Origin of the sequence: Vibrio viridaestus (assembly GCF_003856525.1) — a bacterium.
Classification (GTDB): domain Bacteria; phylum Pseudomonadota; class Gammaproteobacteria; order Enterobacterales; family Vibrionaceae; genus Vibrio; species Vibrio viridaestus.
On record NZ_RJVQ01000002.1, the window covers coordinates 627,896 to 647,406 of the forward strand.

The 19,511-nt window shown below is 42.2% G+C and carries 16 protein-coding genes; 13 read left to right on the forward strand and 3 right to left on the reverse strand.

What is annotated here, in order from left to right; all coding sequences use genetic code 11:
* Positions 1-121 precede the first annotated feature (121 nt).
* From EES38_RS06860 to EES38_RS06890, 8 genes are all read left to right on the forward strand, one after another.
* Positions 122-571: a hypothetical protein gene (locus EES38_RS06860; RefSeq protein ID WP_124936419.1), complete on the forward strand. Its 450-nt coding sequence runs from the start codon at positions 122-124 to the stop codon at positions 569-571.
* 272 nt (positions 572-843) lie between these two features.
* Complete coding sequence (locus EES38_RS22600) at positions 844-2,142, forward strand: methyl-accepting chemotaxis protein (protein WP_124936420.1); 1,299 nt, start codon at positions 844-846, stop codon at positions 2,140-2,142.
* Between the two features lie 18 nt (positions 2,143-2,160).
* On the forward strand, positions 2,161-3,180 hold the full coding sequence (locus tag EES38_RS06870; protein WP_243694159.1) for an MFS transporter: 1,020 nt from the start codon (positions 2,161-2,163) through the stop codon (positions 3,178-3,180).
* Positions 3,177-3,398, forward strand: a complete 222-nt coding sequence (locus tag EES38_RS22495; protein ID WP_243694160.1) for a hypothetical protein — start codon at positions 3,177-3,179, stop codon at positions 3,396-3,398. Before EES38_RS06870 ends, EES38_RS22495 begins: the two co-directional genes overlap by 4 nt.
* 140 nt (positions 3,399-3,538) lie before the next feature.
* Positions 3,539-4,510, forward strand: a complete 972-nt coding sequence (locus EES38_RS06875; protein WP_124936421.1) for a sensor domain-containing diguanylate cyclase — start codon at positions 3,539-3,541, stop codon at positions 4,508-4,510.
* A 64-nt stretch (positions 4,511-4,574) separates the two neighbouring features.
* Positions 4,575-5,063 carry a GNAT family N-acetyltransferase gene (locus tag EES38_RS06880; protein ID WP_124936422.1) on the forward strand — a complete coding sequence of 163 codons (489 nt, stop codon included), beginning with the start codon at positions 4,575-4,577 and terminating at the stop codon, positions 5,061-5,063.
* Positions 5,060-5,911, forward strand: a complete 852-nt coding sequence (locus EES38_RS06885; protein ID WP_124936423.1) for an AraC family transcriptional regulator — start codon at positions 5,060-5,062, stop codon at positions 5,909-5,911. The genes EES38_RS06880 and EES38_RS06885 overlap by 4 nt, the downstream gene beginning before the upstream one ends.
* 46 nt (positions 5,912-5,957) lie before the next feature.
* Positions 5,958-6,593, forward strand: a complete 636-nt coding sequence (locus tag EES38_RS06890) for a LysE family translocator (protein ID WP_124936424.1) — start codon at positions 5,958-5,960, stop codon at positions 6,591-6,593.
* Here EES38_RS06890 and EES38_RS06895 read toward each other — a convergent pair.
* Together EES38_RS06895 and EES38_RS06900 are read right to left on the reverse strand one after the other, a co-directional pair.
* Complete coding sequence (locus EES38_RS06895) at positions 6,590-8,263, reverse strand: RluA family pseudouridine synthase (protein WP_124936425.1); 1,674 nt, start codon at positions 8,261-8,263, stop codon at positions 6,590-6,592. The two genes, EES38_RS06890 and EES38_RS06895, sit on opposite strands and share 4 nt — an antisense overlap.
* Before the next feature lie 65 nt (positions 8,264-8,328).
* On the reverse strand, positions 8,329-9,708 hold the full coding sequence (locus EES38_RS06900; protein WP_124936426.1) for an aminotransferase-like domain-containing protein: 1,380 nt from the start codon (positions 9,706-9,708) through the stop codon (positions 8,329-8,331).
* A 99-nt stretch (positions 9,709-9,807) separates the two neighbouring features.
* Here EES38_RS06900 and EES38_RS06905 point away from each other — a divergent pair, with 99 nt between their 5' ends.
* From EES38_RS06905 to EES38_RS06915, 3 genes are all read left to right on the forward strand, one after another.
* A complete protein-coding gene (locus EES38_RS06905; RefSeq protein ID WP_243694161.1) occupies positions 9,808-10,713 on the forward strand; it encodes an EamA family transporter in 906 nt (301 codons plus the stop codon).
* Between the two features lie 136 nt (positions 10,714-10,849).
* The gene (locus EES38_RS06910; RefSeq protein ID WP_124936427.1) at positions 10,850-14,947 is read left to right on the forward strand and encodes a CHASE domain-containing hybrid sensor histidine kinase/response regulator; all 4,098 of its coding nucleotides are present in this window, start codon (positions 10,850-10,852) and stop codon (positions 14,945-14,947) included.
* Entirely contained in the window at positions 14,944-15,879 is a 936-nt protein-coding gene (locus EES38_RS06915; RefSeq protein ID WP_124936428.1) for a diguanylate cyclase domain-containing protein, read from the forward strand. Before EES38_RS06910 ends, EES38_RS06915 begins: the two co-directional genes overlap by 4 nt.
* Positions 15,880-15,968: 89 nt before the next feature.
* Here EES38_RS06915 and EES38_RS06920 read toward each other — a convergent pair whose 3' ends face one another.
* Positions 15,969-16,127, reverse strand: coding sequence for a YqaE/Pmp3 family membrane protein (locus EES38_RS06920; protein WP_124936429.1), 159 nt, complete (start codon positions 16,125-16,127; stop codon positions 15,969-15,971).
* A 184-nt stretch (positions 16,128-16,311) separates the two neighbouring features.
* Here EES38_RS06920 and EES38_RS06925 point away from each other — a divergent pair, with 184 nt between their 5' ends.
* Both EES38_RS06925 and EES38_RS06930 read left to right on the forward strand, forming a co-directional pair.
* Complete coding sequence (locus EES38_RS06925; RefSeq protein ID WP_124936430.1) at positions 16,312-18,567, forward strand: sensor domain-containing diguanylate cyclase; 2,256 nt, start codon at positions 16,312-16,314, stop codon at positions 18,565-18,567.
* A gap of 116 nt (positions 18,568-18,683) precedes the next feature.
* Positions 18,684-19,487 carry a MetQ/NlpA family ABC transporter substrate-binding protein gene (locus EES38_RS06930; RefSeq protein WP_124936431.1) on the forward strand — a complete coding sequence of 268 codons (804 nt, stop codon included), beginning with the start codon at positions 18,684-18,686 and terminating at the stop codon, positions 19,485-19,487.
* The last annotated feature ends 24 nt before the right edge of the window (positions 19,488-19,511 follow it).

Here is a 19,511-nt window from a genome sequence, read left to right on the forward strand (position 1 = left end):
TATATCAGTGATTGTTAATGCAACATATTGAAAGCTATGCTGTATGTATAGTTATTTTCTTTCACAAATAAAGTGGATATATTTATTGATAATAATACTAATGCTTCAAAGGATCGTTGGCATGGGTTTTACCAATATCTATATTCACAAGGGTTGTGATAAGTCACTAGTTAATAAAGCGATCAAAAGTAACGGTGCGGGCCGCATTAAGTTCAAAGCGAAAGGAGTCGAGCAACAAGGTTTTATTCTTCAGGCAATTGAAGGTATTTCTGATGAGACTGTTTTACTCATTGGGTTCGGCGTCGGACCTCATTGGTCACAACATACTCTTGATGTAGAAACGTTGGAACTGCTTCAAAAGCAAAATACCACCCAAATTCAAAAGCTCCTTGAAATCGTAGAGAAAAACCGACTCAATATTATTTGCGTCAATCCGATGAAAAATAAAGAGCCGGTCAAATCGTTGGAAGATATCGTTCCTTTTGGTTGCACATCGTTGCTTCGGGCAGGTGATAAAACCTTTTGTATTGGAAAAGAAGCGAAGCAATTAATCCGAAATAACCCAGCCTAAATCGATATCGGAGTTATATTGGATAGCTCTAATCCTTTCGGCTCCGAGTCATCTATCTGACACCTCTAAGCAAATCATTCAGATTGTTTACGTTGCGTATTACTGCCATCAAATCGATCAAGTTTGGTGGCAACAGGTCGCTATCTCTAATCAGAAAGATATTACGCTATGAATCTGGTTTTATGCTATACGTTTTATAGAGTAATCATTAAAAAATAATAAAAAGTTAGACACAAGTGACCACGAAGGTCTGTTAGATATATGGAGTTGGTATGTGGCGTAGAAAGTCTTCTGATTCATCAAATCAGCTTGTACAGCAGGCTGAACAAGCAAAAAGCCTTCGTCTCGATTTTGATGCGATTAAAGCGCACACGGCGTATATAACCTTTTTACCGGATGGCACAATCACTGATGTAAATGACAATTTTTTAGCTGTCGTTGGGTATCTGAAAGAGGAAGTTATTGGGCAGCACCACCGTATGTTCTGTGAGCGAGAGTACACCCAGTCTCAAGAGTATGTTGAGTTCTGGAAAAACTTATCACGCGGTATCGGAACCAGCGGAACGTTCCTGCGCAAAGATAAAGATGGAGATATTATTTATCTTGAAGCGAATTATTTTCCGGTGACTGATGACAGTGGGAAAGTGGTGAAAGTGATCAAGATTGCCAGTGACGTCACCGAGCAAACCATTCAACAAATATCCCAAAAGGCCATATTAACTGCGTTAAATCGATCTCTGGCTGTGATCGAGTTTGACCCTGAAGGTAATATCGAGTGTGCTAACGATAATTTTTTGCATACGGTGGGATATTCATTGGCGGACGTCAAAGGCAAACATCACAGCATGTTTTGCTTTCCTGAGTTTTATAAAGAGAACCCAAACTTTTGGGCCACTTTACGTAACGGTGAGTTCTTTACTGGGCGGTTTAAACGAAAAAATGCGCATGGTGACGTATTATGGCTAGAGGCCACCTATAATCCAATCATGGATGAGAAAGGACGTGTCTATAAGGTCATCAAGTTTGCTACGGATATTACTGCCCGTATGAATACCGCTTTGCAGGCGGTTGATATGGCAGCATCGACATCCGAAGAAACGTCACAAATTACCTCGATTGCGACGAAGGTTTTAAATGAAGCTGTTGAAACATCGCAAAAGATAACCTCTCAAGTAACCAAGGCCTCTGGAATAGGTTCAAAGTTAATTGAACAGTCGAAAAGTATCGATCAGATCGTGACAACCATACGTTCAATCGCAGAGCAAACCAATTTATTAGCACTCAATGCTGCCATTGAAGCCGCTCGAGCTGGAGATTCTGGCCGAGGATTTGCTGTTGTGGCCGATGAAGTGCGTACCTTGGCTTCTCGTACCTCTGTGGCAACGGAAGAGATCACTAAAGTTGTTGGGAACAATACCGGATTAATAGAAGATATGGAAAAAATCCTCGGTTCCGTTTCTGGTGTCGCGGTTCATGGTCAAGATAGCATTAATAATGTGGCAGCCGGATTAGAAGACGTAGGCCGAGGGGTAGCGCGATTCGTTGAAATGGTTGAGAATATGAAGCCTTAACTTTTTACGCGCGTATATATGGATAAGACGAATCGTATTGCCACGGACGCTGAAAACGGATTGCTTTCAATTCAACAACAGACTAATAACATTTGGCGTTTGGCATTGGCTCAGGCTTTGTCAGGAGCCAACGCGATTGTCATTTATGCAACCGGAGCTGTCGTTGGTAACAGCCTTGCGCCATCTCCGATTCTTGCTACGTTACCCATTACGATATTCGTTATTGGCATGGCCGTTTGTGTTTTTCCTGCCGGAGAGCTTGCTCGTCTTTATGGAAGAAAGTTCGTCTTTTTGGTTGGTACTGGCGCAGGCACTCTGGCAGGTATCGTTGCTACTTATGCCGTGTATTACGACCAGTTCTGGCTTTTCTGCAGTTCTACTTTTCTTGGTGGAGCCTATGCTGCTGTTGTTTTGTCATTTCGCTTTGCTGTTACGGACGGCGTACCTGAAAGCCGAAAGCCTCAGGCACTATCACTAGTGATGGCTGGTGGTATCTTGGCAGGTGTCATAGGTCCACAGCTTGTGACGTGGACAATGGACTTATGGGCTGACTACCATTTTGCTGCTACCTTTATTGCTCAGGCAATCGTCGCCGCGATGTCTGCCTTTATCCTAATTGGTGTACGAATACAAAAGGAAATCGCCCCAGCAACAGCACAAGGCAAAGGACGAGATTTTAAGGTTATTGTTACACAACCCCTGTTTGTATGCGCTGTTATCAGCGGTGCCTCTGCCTACATGATCATGAACTTTTTAATGACAGCAGCACCACTGGCGATGCATGTGGAAGGACATTCTCAAGCGTCTTCCAATCTTGCCATACAATGGCATGTCATCGCTATGTACGGTCCGAGCTTTTTTACCGGCAAGATTATTAGTCGTTTTGGAGCAAGTACCATTGCCTTCTCTGGTATTATCTTAACCGGATTATCGGCTATTGTTGGCTTAGATGGTACTTCTGTCAGTCATTTCTGGGCTATGCTCATTCTTTTGGGTATTGGGTGGAATTTTGGCTTTCTTGGCGCGTCGGCAAAATGATACTCAAATGTCACCTTCCTGAAGAGAAACACCGGGTTCAGTCACTCAACGATTTTATCATTTTCGGCATCATGGCATTAGGATCATTTTCATCGGGAGGCATTTTATCTGTATACGGTTGGAATGCTGTTTTGTGGTTATCTCTTGTTCCTTTATTACTAGCTATGATTACCCTTTTCTTAGCCAGTAGAAAGCCAGAAAACGTAAGTTCAGTCTAAACCTATCTGATCTATCATAGATTAAGAGCTGGCTAATTAAGAAATTACTTTTCTAAACTTAACTCTTTTGTCAATATAGGGAAGGAGCTTGCTTATCCCCAAGTAAAGCGGGTGTATTATTTCGACGGATAGGCGATTGAATGGATTTAGAAAAGCGATATTTTACCGTACTTGATGCACTGCCAGATCATGTGTTTATTTTTTCTGAGTCTGGAAAATATGTCGATGTGTACGGTGGTGAAGAAAACGCTACGGGTTTTGACTGTAAGCCATTTATTGGTCAGATGATGCACGATGTCATGCCGCCTGAAATGGCCGACGAATTCCTTTCTTATATCCAACTGGCGATCACTTCGAATCAAACTCAAACCATTCAATATAAGTTTGATGAAAAAACGATGATCGAATTACCCGCAGAAATACCAACTCCGCAAGAAATTTGGTTTGAAGGAACGATAAAACCTTTACCTCTGGAAGAAAACGGAGAAAGAACCGTTCTCTGGATGGCAAAAAATATCACGATCAGGCACTATCTAGAACAAAGACTTAAGGCGTTTTCTGAAACGGATGAACTAACAGGGATACTAAACCGTCGAGCGTTCTCGAAAAATCTTAAAGAAGCGATGACGGAATATCAGTTGTTTGGGCGTATGTTTTCGATTCTAATGTTTGATATTGACCGTTTCAAACGCATCAATGACTCTCTAGGGCATCCCATCGGTGATGATGTGATACGACACGTTGTCAGTAATTTTCGTGCACAATTGAGAGAGTCCGATGTGTTCGGGCGTATTGGTGGTGAAGAATTTGCTGTTATCCTTAGAGACGCCTCGATTGATAACGCGACCGATGTTGCGGAGAAATTACGCGCGAAGCTCGAAGGACAGTGTTGCGACGTCGGTAACTATGAAGTTCGGGTAACAGTGAGCATAGGCATTACGTCAATGCTTGATAGTGACACGGATATCAAAACAATTATGGCTCGTGCTGATAAAGCCATGTATCAGGCGAAGCGTAATGGACGCAATTCAATAGCGGTGTATTCACATGATATGGATGTAATCGATTCCAAGCTGGAAGAGCAAGGATGGATTACCAGTAAGTTAAAGTGACAGAATACTTTTCATACACGATCTGGTAATGTCGGTTTCACTGAGGTGTCAGGAAGAGATCACAATGAAAATACGTGCTGTACAGTCAGATGACATTGATTCGTTAACACAAATTTATAATCGATACATTGAAGAAACGACGATCACGTTTGAAGAGGCGCCGGTTAACGCAGAGATTATGGCTGAACGAGTGACCAAAACGCTGGATTCAGGTATGCCTTGGGTCGTTGCTGAAGCGGATGGCAACGTTATTGGTTATGCATACGCCCATTTCTGGCATGAGCGCAGCGCATATCGTTTTACGGTGGAACCGTCTATTTATCTCTCTCAAGAGTGCACAGGTAAAGGCGTTGGTCGGGCTATTTACACAGATCTGCTTAATCGGTTAAGAGAAAAGGGTATTAAGCAGGTGCTTGGTGTGATTGCTTTACCCAACCCAGCAAGTATCGGTTTGCACGAGTCACTCGGTTTTAAGAAAACCGGCGAGCTGGAAAATGTCGGTTATAAGTTTGATTGTTGGCTTTCGATTGGTTTTTGGCAGTTGGAACTATGAATCAATATATACCATCATCGAAGAATCAGATAAGACGTATTCAGCAACAGTTTTGGGCATCTCAAACCTTACCGTATTTAAAAATCAGAACGACGGTGAATAGCTGTGTTGCCTACAAAGCTCATTATCACGAAGAATTATCGTTAGGGATTCTCTTTGAAGGGCAAACATGTCTTAGTACTGGCAGAATAGATAAAGTGCTTAAAGCGGGACAATCTATCTTCATTGCACCTAATCAAGTTCATGCCTGCAATCCAATTAATGGTGGCTCGCGTAGTTACCATATGCTCTATATTGACAAATCATGGTGCTTAGATGTTTTAGACTGTGAACAACCAGAATACGAACTCATTATAAAACCCAATGCCAGCGATGTTTTTGATCGTACCAGATTATTGAACCTAATCGATTCCATTATCAATGATGGTTCAGCAGGCAGTATTAATAGGCTTGATAACTATCTAAAAAAACTGGTCTTTAAGTCGATTTCGGTAAATAAGCCATTATTAGCTAGTTCTCAACTTGCATTGAACGTTCGGCAGTTATTACTTAGTGACATCGTCACACCGCCCTCTGTCGAGGCGTTAGCTCATCATATTGGTAGACCCGTCGAATCCGTCATTCGCAGTTTTAAGCGAGAATATGGAATGACACCAAAAGCATTTTTGAACAATGTTCGTGTTGAGCAGGCAAAGCACTTGCTCAGGGATGGAGGTACTATCGTCGATGTTGCCTTAGATGTTGGATTTTCAGACCAAAGTCAGTTTCACAAAGCGTTTGTTCATTACACTGCATCTACGCCGGGCCAACATAAGACCAGTACGTCAATTTTCGACAATAACGCATAAGTAGATACGTTTATAGTGCACGCCAATTTAATTTTCATTGGAGTGCATGGTGTTCACTGATCCCTTTTTCCCCTCGGCATTTTTAACATTGGCATTGGCTCATTTTGTTGCTTTGCTCAGCCCTGGGCAGGACTTTTTCCTAATCGTTGCTCATTCGGTGCGTAATGGACTAAAAGGAAGCCGCTATATCTGTTTAGGTATCGCTTCGGGCAATGCCTTTTATATAGTTGTAGTGTTACTGTGTTGGCAGGCGATAAATAACCACCCGGAGTTGCTTAATATCATTGCCGGGATCGGCGCGCTTTATTTAATCTGGTTAGGCTGGCAATTGATGAAAAGCTGTAACAGAGAAAGAAATAGTTCCACAGACAACACGACATCAATCTTCTCTGCAGGGCGACAATTCGTTATCGGTTTTGGTTCTGCGTTACTTAACCCTAAAAATGCTCTTTTCTATATGAGTTTAATGGCGGTAATTCTGGGTGATGATGTTAGTTTGCAACAACAAATTTTTGCTGGGATCTGGATGTCATTAGTGGTGTTACTGTGGGACCTATTGATTGCCTTTACGGTCGGTTATAGGGGAATCCAAACTCTCTTTCACCGTCATTTAGTCATGATAGAAAGAGGAGCGGGATTGGTCTTATTTGCCATTGGCGTTTCACTATTACTCAGTTTTTAAAAGTCAGGTTCAACGTTAAATGACATTGGCTCTTGCGTATATGGATGCACGAAATGAAGTGACTCGGCATGCAAGTGTAAGCGATCAGACTTAGTTCCATATAGATCATCACCGATTATTGGGGCATTTAGTCCTTCTTTGTGCGCGCAGTGCACTCTAAGTTGATGAGTCCGGCCAGTTTTTGGGTAGAGGTAAAGTCGGGTTTTACCTTGTTGCAAGTCAATCGTTTCCCAGTGTGTTTCTGCCACCTTACCGTTTTCAGAACAGACAATTTGCCTTGGGCGATCGTTCAAATCAGGAGCTAGCGGAAGATGGATATCGCCCTGTGAACTCGATAAGCAACCTTCGATATCGGCGATATAGCGTTTGCTCACACCTCTTGATATAAACTGCTTTTGCAGATGTCTATTAGCCCGTTTGGTAAGAGCAAAAACCAGTAAACCCGACGTTGATTGATCCAATCGATGTAGGACAAATGGTCCCTCTTCCCGTTTACCTAGGCGTTGTTTTAGGCGAGTAAACGCTGAGTCCATGATATGAACACCCGGTACGGAAAGCATTTCAGCTGGTTTATTGATTACAACAATTGCCTCATCCTGAAAGAGGATTTCAATGTCTTTGTCGATACTGGGCGCAGTGAGCAGTGGATTATCCTCAACATCTAAGCCTTGTAGCATGTGCGTTAATATTGGGAGACATTTGCTTTGACAGGCAGGATAAAACTTTTTGTGCTGCCGAATAGCGGATTTTGGCGAGTGTCCCCACCAGAATTCCGCCATTGCAATTGGCTTAAATTGGTTCTCATACGCATAGTGCAGTAGTTTGGGCGCGGCACACTCTCCGGAACCTGCTGGTGGAATAGGGTTGATAGCGTTTTTGAATAAATCAATTAATATCGCTTTTTCTTGTTTAGCATTTAAAAAGCAATAGTTTGAAAATAACTCATGCTGTAGTTGATGGGAGCGCTGTTTACGCTCTTCTTTCAGAGTCTCTATTTGTTTGAGAATGGAGGCTAGCTGAGACTCTGTCTTTTCAATCTTTTTCTTCCATTGTTCTTTCAAATTGGAAAGAACTCTCTTTTCCTCAATACTCTGTTTAGCCAGTGACTCAAGCAACGCAGCTCGATCAGCCTCAGGTATGTGTGGGTCGATTTCTTTTCTGGCTTTTTTTCGCATTTGGCGATTCTTCGCCATGGTCTCCTGCTGAGCGGTGATCTCCAGTTTGGCTTGAGTTTGTTCAGTGTCCAGACGAGATTCTAACTTACTTTTGTCACCACATTCCATTAGGTCATTCAACGCATGGTTGATTTGATTAATGGCTAACGATTCTTCAACAAACACATTTTCGTGATGAAGAATGTCGTAGACAGGAGGAACAAAACCAGGATAGTGATTTGTTCCCGCGAGCTTACCCGAAAATGCAGCCAGATAGCCTAACTCTCCCTGCTGATTTTCAACGACTAAAATACCGAACATCTTGCCACATGGCTCTTCCTGGTTGAGATAATGTTGCTCTATCAATGAGGAAACGGTTAAGCGGTTTTGTAGCGCATTCGTGGCAATAAGACTGAGGGGATGAGGTTCGTAGCAAAAAGGAAACGTAAACTGTTTTGGGCGTTCACGGTTCTGGTCTTTATCATCAAAACGGTGAAAAAGATCGATATTGCTCACTGGTACTCTCACTATGCTTGGTTTGGAAAATCGGGCTCATGATAGCGTCAAGCTGTCTGGATGTCTTATTTTTCTTCGCAGCATTGCTTTACTATGCAGACCAGTTTTTCTAACTCGCTTTCTATTTTATCGTTAAATAGATAGCCCATGTTGATACGAATACAATTCTGATAACGGTCTGACTCGGTAAAAATATCGCCTGTTCGGATATCTAAGTTATTTCTCTCAGTCGCTTGACGTACCCGATCGATATTTAATCCCGGGATCTGTATCCACAGAACTAAACCACCATCCGGTTGTGTTATCGCACTGCCTTGAGGAAGTCTGTGCCCCAAGTATTTGATATACCGGTTTTTATTGGCACTTAATTGAAACCGTGCTTGCTTTAAGTGTTTTATGTAACTCCCTGAATCAATGAAATCGGCCAGAGCATGTTGAATCAGTGTCGGAACACCGAGTAAATGCTTTAGGTAAGCTTCAAAATAGCGACCAGGACGGCACCAACCAACTCGATAAGCTGGCGATAAAGACTTTGAAAATGAACCGCACCATAGTACATAGCCATTCTCATCATAATAAGCCGCTGGCAAGGGATGTTGATTGGTATGTGATAGCTCGAAATACACATCGTCTTCGATCACTGGGATTTGGTAATGATTTGCGAGATCACTGAGACGTTTCTTTTGCGCCATGGTCATCGTGATACCTTGGGGGTTCATGTGAGTTGTGCAGAATAGCCCTGCTTTAACTTTTGCGTTTTGAAAGAGCGTCTCTAATTGGTCTAACTCGATGCCATCTGAGTGGGACGGGACTTCAATAATATGTAAGCCAAGTTGAGATATGAGGTCGAGCAAACCGTTATAACAAGGGGAGCTAATTGCGATGGTATCACCGGGATTGGTACATACAGTTAATGCTATTTTTACTGAATCCAGACAGCCATGGGAAATCAACAATTCCTGACTATTTATCGCATAACCAAGACGACTAAAGTGGGTTGCCAACGCCTGCCTCAACGGTTTTTCGCCCCTATTGTCAGGGTAGAGCATCAGTTGCGTATTTGTTCGATTCATGACGCGTTTAACGCTTCTCTCAAGTGACTTACTTGTTGTTTCTGATAGTTCTAACCGTGATGTTCCCAATGGTCCATCATTCACATTCGGCTTTTCAATCTGCCTTTTTGCGAGTGTTGATTGACTAACAAAAGATTCCCAAACAGGGCTCGGTATGGGCGACGATTTAGAAGAAATAAAAAAACCCGACTGAGGTCTCGCTTGGATCCATCCCTGAGCTACTAACTCTTCATAACAACTCACCGCAGTGGAGACACTCACTTCATGTTGGTGAGCAAATCGACGTAGTGATGGCATCTTTTCACCATCAGTCAGTTTATTTGACTGAATATCGGTCACGACTTTTTGTGCGAGTTGCTTATAGCGAATCATAGTAACTGTACTGGTTAATTTTTTAATTATTGTATCTGTACTGATTTTTGCTCTCAAGTAGTATCGGTATTCAGTTCAGTCGAGAGATAAAGGAGTACGATGAGTATGAAAGGCAAAGATATTTTGTTGGTCACGTTAGTGATGATCATTTGGGGAGTCAATTTTTCCGCAATAAAATTAGGAGTCACTCAACTAGACCCGTTGATTGTTGCCGCAGCTAGATTCTTTTTTGCCACTTTCCCGATTATATTTTTTGTTCGTCGGCCTCCCGTTGCTTGGAAATACCTGCTTGCTTACGGTTTCATCTTTGGAACTGGCATCTGGGGTATGGCGTCATGCGCAATTACCTTTGGTCTTTCTTCGGGTATGGCGTCGGTACTACTGCAGATGGACGTCATTACTTCCGTCCTGATTGGTGTCTGGTTGTACAAAGAAAAAGTCTCACTGCAGATGGGGTTAGGCATCACAATCGCGCTAGCTGGAGTGATTATTTCCGTTATGTATACCAATGGTAATGTGACTTTGTTAGGCGTTATATTTATCTTTATTTCAGCGATTTGTTGGCCTTTAGCTGGAGTTGTAATCAGAGCCTCCGGTACGAAAGCGGCGTTTTCTTTTAATATCTGGGGAATGCTCTTTGCACCAGTACCATTGGTTTTTCTGAGCCTAGTGATCAACGGTTTTGATGGGCTAATGACGACCATTGAGAACTGGAATGGACAAGTTTGGTTTTCTATTTTGTTCCAAGCTTATCCAACAACCGTACTTGGGTATTGGGTCTGGAATAAAATGGTCCTCAAATACCCTATGTCAAAGCTGGCTCCAATGACTTTACTTACGTCAGTCTTTGCCCTACTCAGTGGTTTTATGATTTATAGAGAGCAACTCTCTACGATTCAGTGGATTTCTTGTAGTGCATTTCTCCTAGGTATCCTCATGGTGTTGTCTCCAACCGCGAGTTTTATTAAATCTTCTTCCATCAAGGGTGCGTCAGCTCAAGAATAAAATTAATAGATCTGCGAGCCTCTGCTGATTTTCAATTTATATGCTATATCTTTATAAGCAACTCGTTTTTTAAAGAATAGCTTCCCGTCATTAAAATTATTTTAGGGAGCAGTATTGAAACGTCAGTGAGATTTATATGCCTTCATTTTCGCCAACTAAGGAGCAACTGGCTACCTCATTTTTTACACCACTAAAGGTCGCTATTGCTGTCTTTCTCATCGGGTTAAGCCTCACTAGTTATGTGGTGAGGTATGCTGCAGAGACTAACCGGGAGGCGATAAAAGAGGCCGTACAGGATAGAGCTAATCCTATATTTGAAGCGATATCTGAACGTTTCAAACTCTATATTTACGGTCTAATGGAAGCTCGGACCGCCGTCTTAGCCGGGGGTGAACAAAATATTTCGAAGGAAACGTTTAATCGTTACGGTAACCTGATTGATATCACCAGTCGATTCATTGGCGTCAAAGGGTTCGGTTTTGTCGCTAAAGTTGAAGAAAATAGTGAAGAACGTTTTTTGACCTTAGCGAAACAGGAGAATCGCGATTTCAAAATATCTGAACTTGAACCTCATGAAGGGGACTTGTTCGTTATTAAATATCTCGAGCCTGAGTTTTATAGCAATAATCGTGAGTTAATTGGTCTAGATATTGGCTCAGAAGCGTTTCGTAGGAGCACCGCCATTGAGGCGTTAAAATCTGGCAAAGCTGTTATAACATCTCCTAGCTTATTAGCTGACCCCAACCCCTTATTTAAAAATACGATGTTGCTTTTTTTACCTCTGTATCGTGGAGGGCTCACTCCTTATAACGAACTGGCAAGGTTTGATCGCGGCTACGGCTGGATTATTGCACCGATTAACCTTGATGAGGCTTTATCTGGGTTTACTCCTGATCCTGATAAGTTTGTGTTTAGCATCACCGACATTTCAAGTGACGCGTTACCTATTACATTTTACCGAAGTGCGGCTCCAAATGGGCCAATATTGAAGCAGTTTGCTCATCAAAAAATTGAGCGCTTGTTGGGGCGCTATTGGAATTTAAAGATCGACGTAACCCAAGGTTTTATTGATTCGCTTCATCTAGTCTCAGTAGAGATAATCGCGGCATTTGGTTTAATTCTATCCCTCTTATTTTCGTCTATTGGCTACCTATTCGTTAATCAGAAGAACCAACAATCCCGGTTAGTTCAAGAGCAAACCAAGCTGAACGCCATTGTCGAGTGTTCGTCCGATGGTATTATTGGTAAAACGCTTAAAGGCGTTGTGGTTAGCTGGAATAGCGGCGCTGAGAAAATCTTTGGCTTTAGTCGCGAGGAGGCGATTGGAAAGACATTAAAAGAACTTATTATTCCAGAGCGTTTGGCTTATGAAGAGGATGAGATTCTTGGCAAAATAACGCAAGGGGAAGGTGTTTATGCAATGGAGACTCTGCGAGCGACGAAAGATGGTAGAGAGCTGCCTGTTTCGACGAGTGTCTCGCCAATTTATTCTTCTACTGGAGCAGTTATAGGTGCAGCTAAGATCGTACGAGATATCTCAAAGCAGAAATCCGCAGAAGCTCGAATTCGAGAATTAAACACGAACTTAGAGAAAGAAGTTGCTGAACGGACAGCCGAGCTTGCCGAGCTAAACATACAGTTCAGCGCGGTGCTGAGCTCCGCTTCTGAATTTAGTATTATTGCCACGGATATAAACGGCATTATTCGTCTGTTTAATAACGGTGCGGAACTGATGAGTGGTTACAAAGCTGATGATGTTATTGGGAAGCTAACACCTGCCATTCTTTACGATGCCGGTGAGATAGAGCAGAAAGGGAAAGCTTTATCAGAAGAGTTCGGTGAAAAAATAGAGGGCTTTGATGTCTTTGTCTACAAAGCCAAGAAAAACATCACCGAGTACCAGTATTGGGAATTTGTGACGCGAGATGGTACCCGTTTTCCCGTTCGATTGGTGGTGACCGCGATGTGTAACGACCACGGCGAGATTGAGGGTTATTTGGGTATCGCCAGTAATATATCGGACCAGAAACGCGCAGAAGAAGAGTTAAGAGATGCTAAAATCGCAGCTGATCAGGCAAATGAAGCCAAGTCTTTATTCTTAGCTAATATGAGCCATGAAATCCGCACGCCGATGAATGCTGTGCTGGGTATGCTCAAACTTTTACTGAAAACTGAACTCAAACCCAAACAGAAAGATTTTGCATTCAAAGCCAAAGTGGCCGCGACGTCACTATTAACGCTTTTGAACGACATTCTCGACTATTCCAAAATTGAATCAGGCAAACTGGAACTTGATCTGCATCCATTTGATTTAGACTCGCTAATGCAACATATGGCGGTCGTTATGACAGGAAATCTGCGTGATAAACGTCTGGAAATGCTGTTCAATTTCGACGAGCGAATTCCTACCAAGTTGATAGGCGATGACCTAAGACTTCAGCAAATATTACTTAACCTTATCAGTAATGCGATTAAATTTACTGAGCAAGGAGAAGTCGTGATTCAGACCAAGCTTGTAGAACTCAGCCAAAATCATGTCGTGCTCACCATTTCGGTCAAAGATAGCGGTATAGGAATAAGTAAAGAGCAACAAGAACGCATTTTTGACGGATTCACTCAGGCTGAGGCCTCAATTACCCGTCGCTTTGGCGGAACAGGTTTAGGTTTGGTAATAAGTAAAAACCTTATCGAGATGATGGGAGGTGAGCTTTCTGTCGATAGTGAATTGGGTAAAGGAAGTGAATTTAAATTTACGCTAACGCTCGATTTGAACCAAGAGACAGAGTGGCATCAACCGGTAATACCGAATCATCCTAATATCCTTGTCGTTGACGATAGTAAATTGGCTCGTACATTAGCCGTTGAAGCTCTCTGTAGACTTGAAGCGAATGTCAAAGCGGTTAGTAATGGAAAAGACGCGTTAGAAGTGATTCTTTCGGCAGATGAATCGGATCATCCTTATCAATGTGTGCTATTGGATTGGTTAATGCCAGAAATGGATGGTGTTGAAGTGGCTGAGGCGCTGGCTGATGACTACCAGTTAAAACATCCACCTAAAATCATACTGATTAGTGCTGCAAACCATGAAGAGTTGCCACTTGTATCATCTGGGATGCCTATTGATTGGGTTTTATCAAAACCTGTAACGCCGGCGCAACTCGCTAATACAGTGACCAGTGTTCTAGAGGGTACATTGATTACAGAAGACGAAGAGTGGGTGGAAGACGACCGTAAACGGCTTACCGGATTGCACATTCTGTTGGTTGAAGATAATGCATTCAATCAGGAAGTCGCTATGAGTTTGCTCAAAGCAGAAGGCGCAACCGTTGTTCTGGCCGTAGATGGAGAAGAGAGCGTTGAGTTTGTTAAATCTCGACAGCACTTTGACCTAGTGTTGATGGATATGCAAATGCCAAGGATGGATGGGCTAACAGCAACGAGGTTAATTAGGGAAGATACTCAGTTTGATCATCTGCCAATCATTTCCATGACCGCCAATGTCAGCAAAGAGGATGAGGCTGCGTGCTTTAATGCTGGTATGAATGGCCATATCGCTAAGCCACTCGATTTTGAGCAGGTTATTGATACGATTCTGCGTGTGACCTCCCGCATACTTGAAGAAAAAGAGAGAAAAGAAAAACCGACGTTGCTTCCTCACGAAGAAGCGCTTCAGCGGTTTGGTGGTAATGAGGTGTTGTACAGAAAGCTATTCGAAAACTTTTGGGACGACTATCAGTATTTGATTTCGTCTTTGAATGACGCTGTAGAAAATCGTCGCTGGCAAGATATTTACAATGTTCTGCATACGCTGAAAGGAACATCAGGCACCGTTGATCTGAAAGAGTTACATGAGCTTGTTGCACACAAAGAGCAGACCTTAAAGCAAGCAAGCGAGAATGACAAATTTAATCTTGTCACTAATCTTGCTGAACTGATCGATGAGCAAGCCAGAAAAGAGTACGAAATAATACGCAAGGCATTGTCTGGTGAGAGTGAAGAAGAGATAGTTCAGTTTAAGGCCGAAGTGTCACAAGAAGAATTAAAACAGAAATTGGATGAACTTGAAGAACTACTTCAGAAAGGAAGTCTGAAATCACTGGGAGTCGCAGAAGATGTCGTGAATTCTCTTGAAAATACAGCGGCAGAAAGTGGTAAAGAGCTACTAAACTCGGTAGAGCAACTCGACTTTGAGAAAGCAAAATTGGTATTAGGTAAGTTAAGGGAGCGCTTATGAGTCGTGGCAATACTCTGAAGCAGTTATCGGCCAATCGTCGCAAGCCTGTGTTACTGTTAGTCGATGACCAGCGTGTGAATATATTTGCTTTAAATGCGTTGTTTGAAGACGACTACGATGTGTTGATGGCAACCGATGGCGAAGCGGCAATCAAGCTTGTAAGAGATCAAATGCCGGATGCAGTATTACTGGATATTAATATGCCTGGAATGGATGGTTATGAGGTTTGTCGTATTTTGACCAGTGATAAGCTTACAGAAGATATTCCAATTATCTTTGTAACGGGTGAAACGGATTCTGATGTTGAGGCGCATGGCTTCGAGATTGGGGCGTCTGATTTTATCACCAAGCCATTTAATCCAACAATCGTTCGAGCCAGAGTTCTTACCCATGTTTTATTAAAGCTACAAAGGGATGTGATGAAAGATATGGCGATGATCGATGTACTTACTGGATTATCGAATCGCCGTAAGTTTGACGATGCCTTGGAAATTAACTGGAAGCTCTGTTTACGGGAAAAACGCCCATTGACGCTATTAATGCTCGATGTGGATTATTTCAAAAAATACAATGATCATTATGGTCATATCGAAGGCGATAAGTGCTTGCAACTAATAGGCAAAGCGTTATCGAATGGATTGCGCCGTCCTGCTGATGTATGTAGTCGTTATGGAGGGGAAGAGTTCGCCTGTTTATTGCCATTTACAGATGAAACAGGCGCTTCGCTAGTTGCTGAGTCTATTCTTAAAAATATTCATGACACTAATATCCCTCATGTAGCATCTGATATTGCGACAACAGTCACCGCGAGTATTGGTATCTGTACACTCATACCTCAGACCAGTGATCATACTGAAATACTGCTTAAAGCGGATGAAGCGCTCTATCTTAGTAAGCAGAGAGGGCGGAATCGCTACTCCTTTCCAGAGTAAAACAAATAAAAAGAACGTGCACTTTGATGTAGAGTACACGTTGTAAGTTTTAGCAGTGATTGAAATATTTACACAGTGAACGGAAGTTACTAGCGGCGTGCGATAACCCATACCGCATGAATAATACCAGGGATGTAACCCAATATCGTCAGCAGTATGTTGAGCCAGAAGGCCCCGCCAATACCCACTTGAAGGAATACGCCCAAAGGTGGTAGCAGAATCGCAAATAAAATTCTAATTAAATCCATTGTGTTCTCCTTATAAAAGCTGATATAGCTAACAAAGCAAAGATCGTTCCTAAGTGATAAAAACACCGTTGTTTTAACCTTAATTAACACTTTTCGGGTATTTATTTGACGCTCAAGCATTTTTGACCAATAGTAAAGTTAATGTGAGTCTAGTTGACTATAAGTGGTTGGGAATAATAAAAAAATGCATCCTCCGGATTCGGCTTTTAAAAATAGCGTTCGTTTACCAATGAAGATTGCGTTTCTGTTGGGATGCTTGTCTGTGGGTGGCATTCTTTGGTCTGTTTCTCGTACGGATTTCGTTCTGTTTCACACTCTAATCGAATCACTCACTATTTTTATGACTATCGCTGTCGCTTTGGCTGGTTGGAAAGAATATCAGCAAACGCAGACCAGCTATTTTGGCGCTCTTGCTGTTTTGTTTTTATGCGTCAGTTTAATTGATTTTACACATACCATTACTTATCAAGGCTTCGCATCCAGAAATGATTTAGGTCCCAACCCACCGACTCAATTTTGGATTCTAGGACGGTATATAGAGTCATTCGGTTTACTCATTATTTTTACCCTACCACTCAGTAGTAAAAGACGCCGTAATATTTTCTTTTTTGCTGTATCAGCTGTGTCGATTATGGGTGTTTTAGCTATTTACCCGCTTCATTTTTTTCCAACGGCATTTATTGAAGGTCAAGGTCTCACTCTTTTTAAAATACAATCTGAGTTCTTGGTAATACTCGCTCTACTTGGCGCTATTTGGGGATTAATACAGTGTGGTGAAAGGCTGTATATTCGACAGAGAAAATATTTTATCTACGCATTGTTAAGTACCATATTGGCGGAGTTGTGTTTCACACAATATGTTTCTGTGTATGGAGGGGCCAATGCGGCGGGACATATGATGAGATTGATTGCTCATTACTACTTATTTAGAGCCCTATTACTTAATCGTAGATTAGTGTCCCAAAGACTGCTCTCCAGCATTAATTTGGTCGCCATTATCTTTGCAGTGATGGTGAGCTTTTTATTCAGTATTTCGGCATACACATTGAGAAGTTACGAACAATCAATGTTTGAGCATGAGAATACCGTTATCCATACTCGTCAACTCAAGGAGATGACGGCTGCATTGCAATCGCTCTTGGATGAAAAAATACGCTTGCTTAACAGCGTCAGCGCTTTTGTTTCTGCTCATCCCTATTTTACGTCTGATGAATTTGCAACTTACGCCGGAATGTTGTCGCAAAGTATTCCTGCTATCAAAAGTGTACAGTTAGCACCTAAGGGAATACTGACTTATGTAACTCATCGAGAACGACACGGCGGTGCTATCGGACATGACTTGCTGGCGGATTCCAAAAGAAAACTCGCCGCGTTTAAAGCGATCCAGGAAAAACGTATTGTTGTCGATGGGCCTGTCGATCTTATCCAAGGAGGGCGCGCACTGATAGCTCGACAGCCGATATTCCTAAATGAAACAAAAGCGGCTGGAGCAGATTTTTGGGGATTTTCTATTATCCTTATTGATTTACCGACGCTAATGAACAATTCCGCGTTTAGCAGTTTCTATCACGACTTTGATATTACGATAAAACGAGAACGTCCAAATGGCGAGATGACGACTATTTACGGAAGTGGTGATGAGCACACTGAATCTAACTTGTATCAGACGCTACATTTCGCAAATCAGGTTTGGTCCGTTCATGCTTATACTCGTCACAACCATTTAGCGCAAGAATCCCGTTTTTTGTTATCCCCTTGGTATTGGCCGGTGATCTCACTTATTACTTTGATTATCTTTATTGCAGCTTACAAAATATTTAACTTTAAATTCGAATTACAAAGAGAAGTTTTATTGGCGACTAACGAGCTCCAGCAAGAAGTGAAACGGCGTGAGATCTCTGAGGCCAATGAAAGACATCTGGCTACGCATGACACATTAACTGACTTGCCTAACCGGCGCTTGTTTATCGAACTAACCGAGCAAGAGCTAAATCGTTGTAAAAGAGATGGCTCGGCGATGAGTATTCTTTTTATGGATTTGGATGGCTTTAAAGTGGCCAATGATAAATTTGGTCATTCCTTGGGGGACGAACTACTCAAACATGTCGCCAGTCGAATCCATTCGTGTCTAGGAGCAGAAGATATAGCCGCTCGAATAGGGGGCGATGAGTTTGTTGTTGCGCTGCTGGGTGACATGGAACGGAGTATTGCTGTAGCAGAGCATATTTTGGATAAAATTTCTAAGCCTTTTTCTGTTGATGAGAAGAAACATTTACTCGGTATTAGTATAGGGGTTGCGGTGTATCCCTATGATGGTATTACTGTCGATAGCCTCCTGGCTGTGAGTGATAAAGCAATGTATGAGGCGAAACAGAAAGGCAAAAACCGCATTGAGATCTCTCGAGATCAAAGACGTTTCAGACATTTGACTCAGTCTTAATCGATTTCAATTCATAGCTATTTTTATATAACTAATACAAAAAAATTCATTGTGAAAATTATTTTTCCAAGTAGCATGTCGTTTTAGATGTCTATACGGCTATTTGGAGAGGTTTCATGAAGGATTTAAAAAAAGTGGGTCAATGGGCTGTTGGCCTATTATTAGTTTTGGGTTTGACCGCCTGTGGGCAGCAGGAAGACAAAATCATTAAAATTGGTGCAACAGTAGGGCCTCATGCTCAGGTCGCAGATGCAGTAGCAAAAGAAGCAGAAAAACAAGGAATTAAAGTCAAAGTGGTTGAATTTTCCGATTATATTACACCGGATGCCGCCCTGGCTGATGGCAGTATTGATCTGAATAGTTATCAACATCTGCCATTTTTGACTAATTACAATAGCAATAACAGCACTGATCTTGTTTCAATGGGGAAATCTATTCTAATGAGAATGGGTATCTACTCCCGTAAATATAAGACCTTAGCTGATTTACCAGAAAATGCTCGAGTTGCGATTCCAAATGATCCGACTAACGAAGGACGTGGTCTGCTACTACTTGAATCTGCGGGTTTAATTACTCTTAAAGAAGGTGTTGGTTACAAGGCAACACTGAAGGATGTCGCGACTAATCCTAAAAACCTAGAATTATTAGAGATCGATGCGGCACAGCTTCCACGCAGCCTTGACGATATTGATGCGGCAGCGATAACGATGAACTATGTTATGTCAGCAGGGCTAAACCCTGCCGAGCTCGGTTTGTATCTAGAACCTAAAGATGCGCCTTTGGCTGTTATGATCGTAGCAGCACGTAAGGAAGATCAAGACAACGAAAACTACAAAAAAGTCGTGAACATTTTCCAGTCAGAGGCTGTGCACGAATTTATTCAGAAAACATTTAATGGCACGATAGAGCCAGCTCTGTAAACTATTAAGCTTAAGTTACAGAAA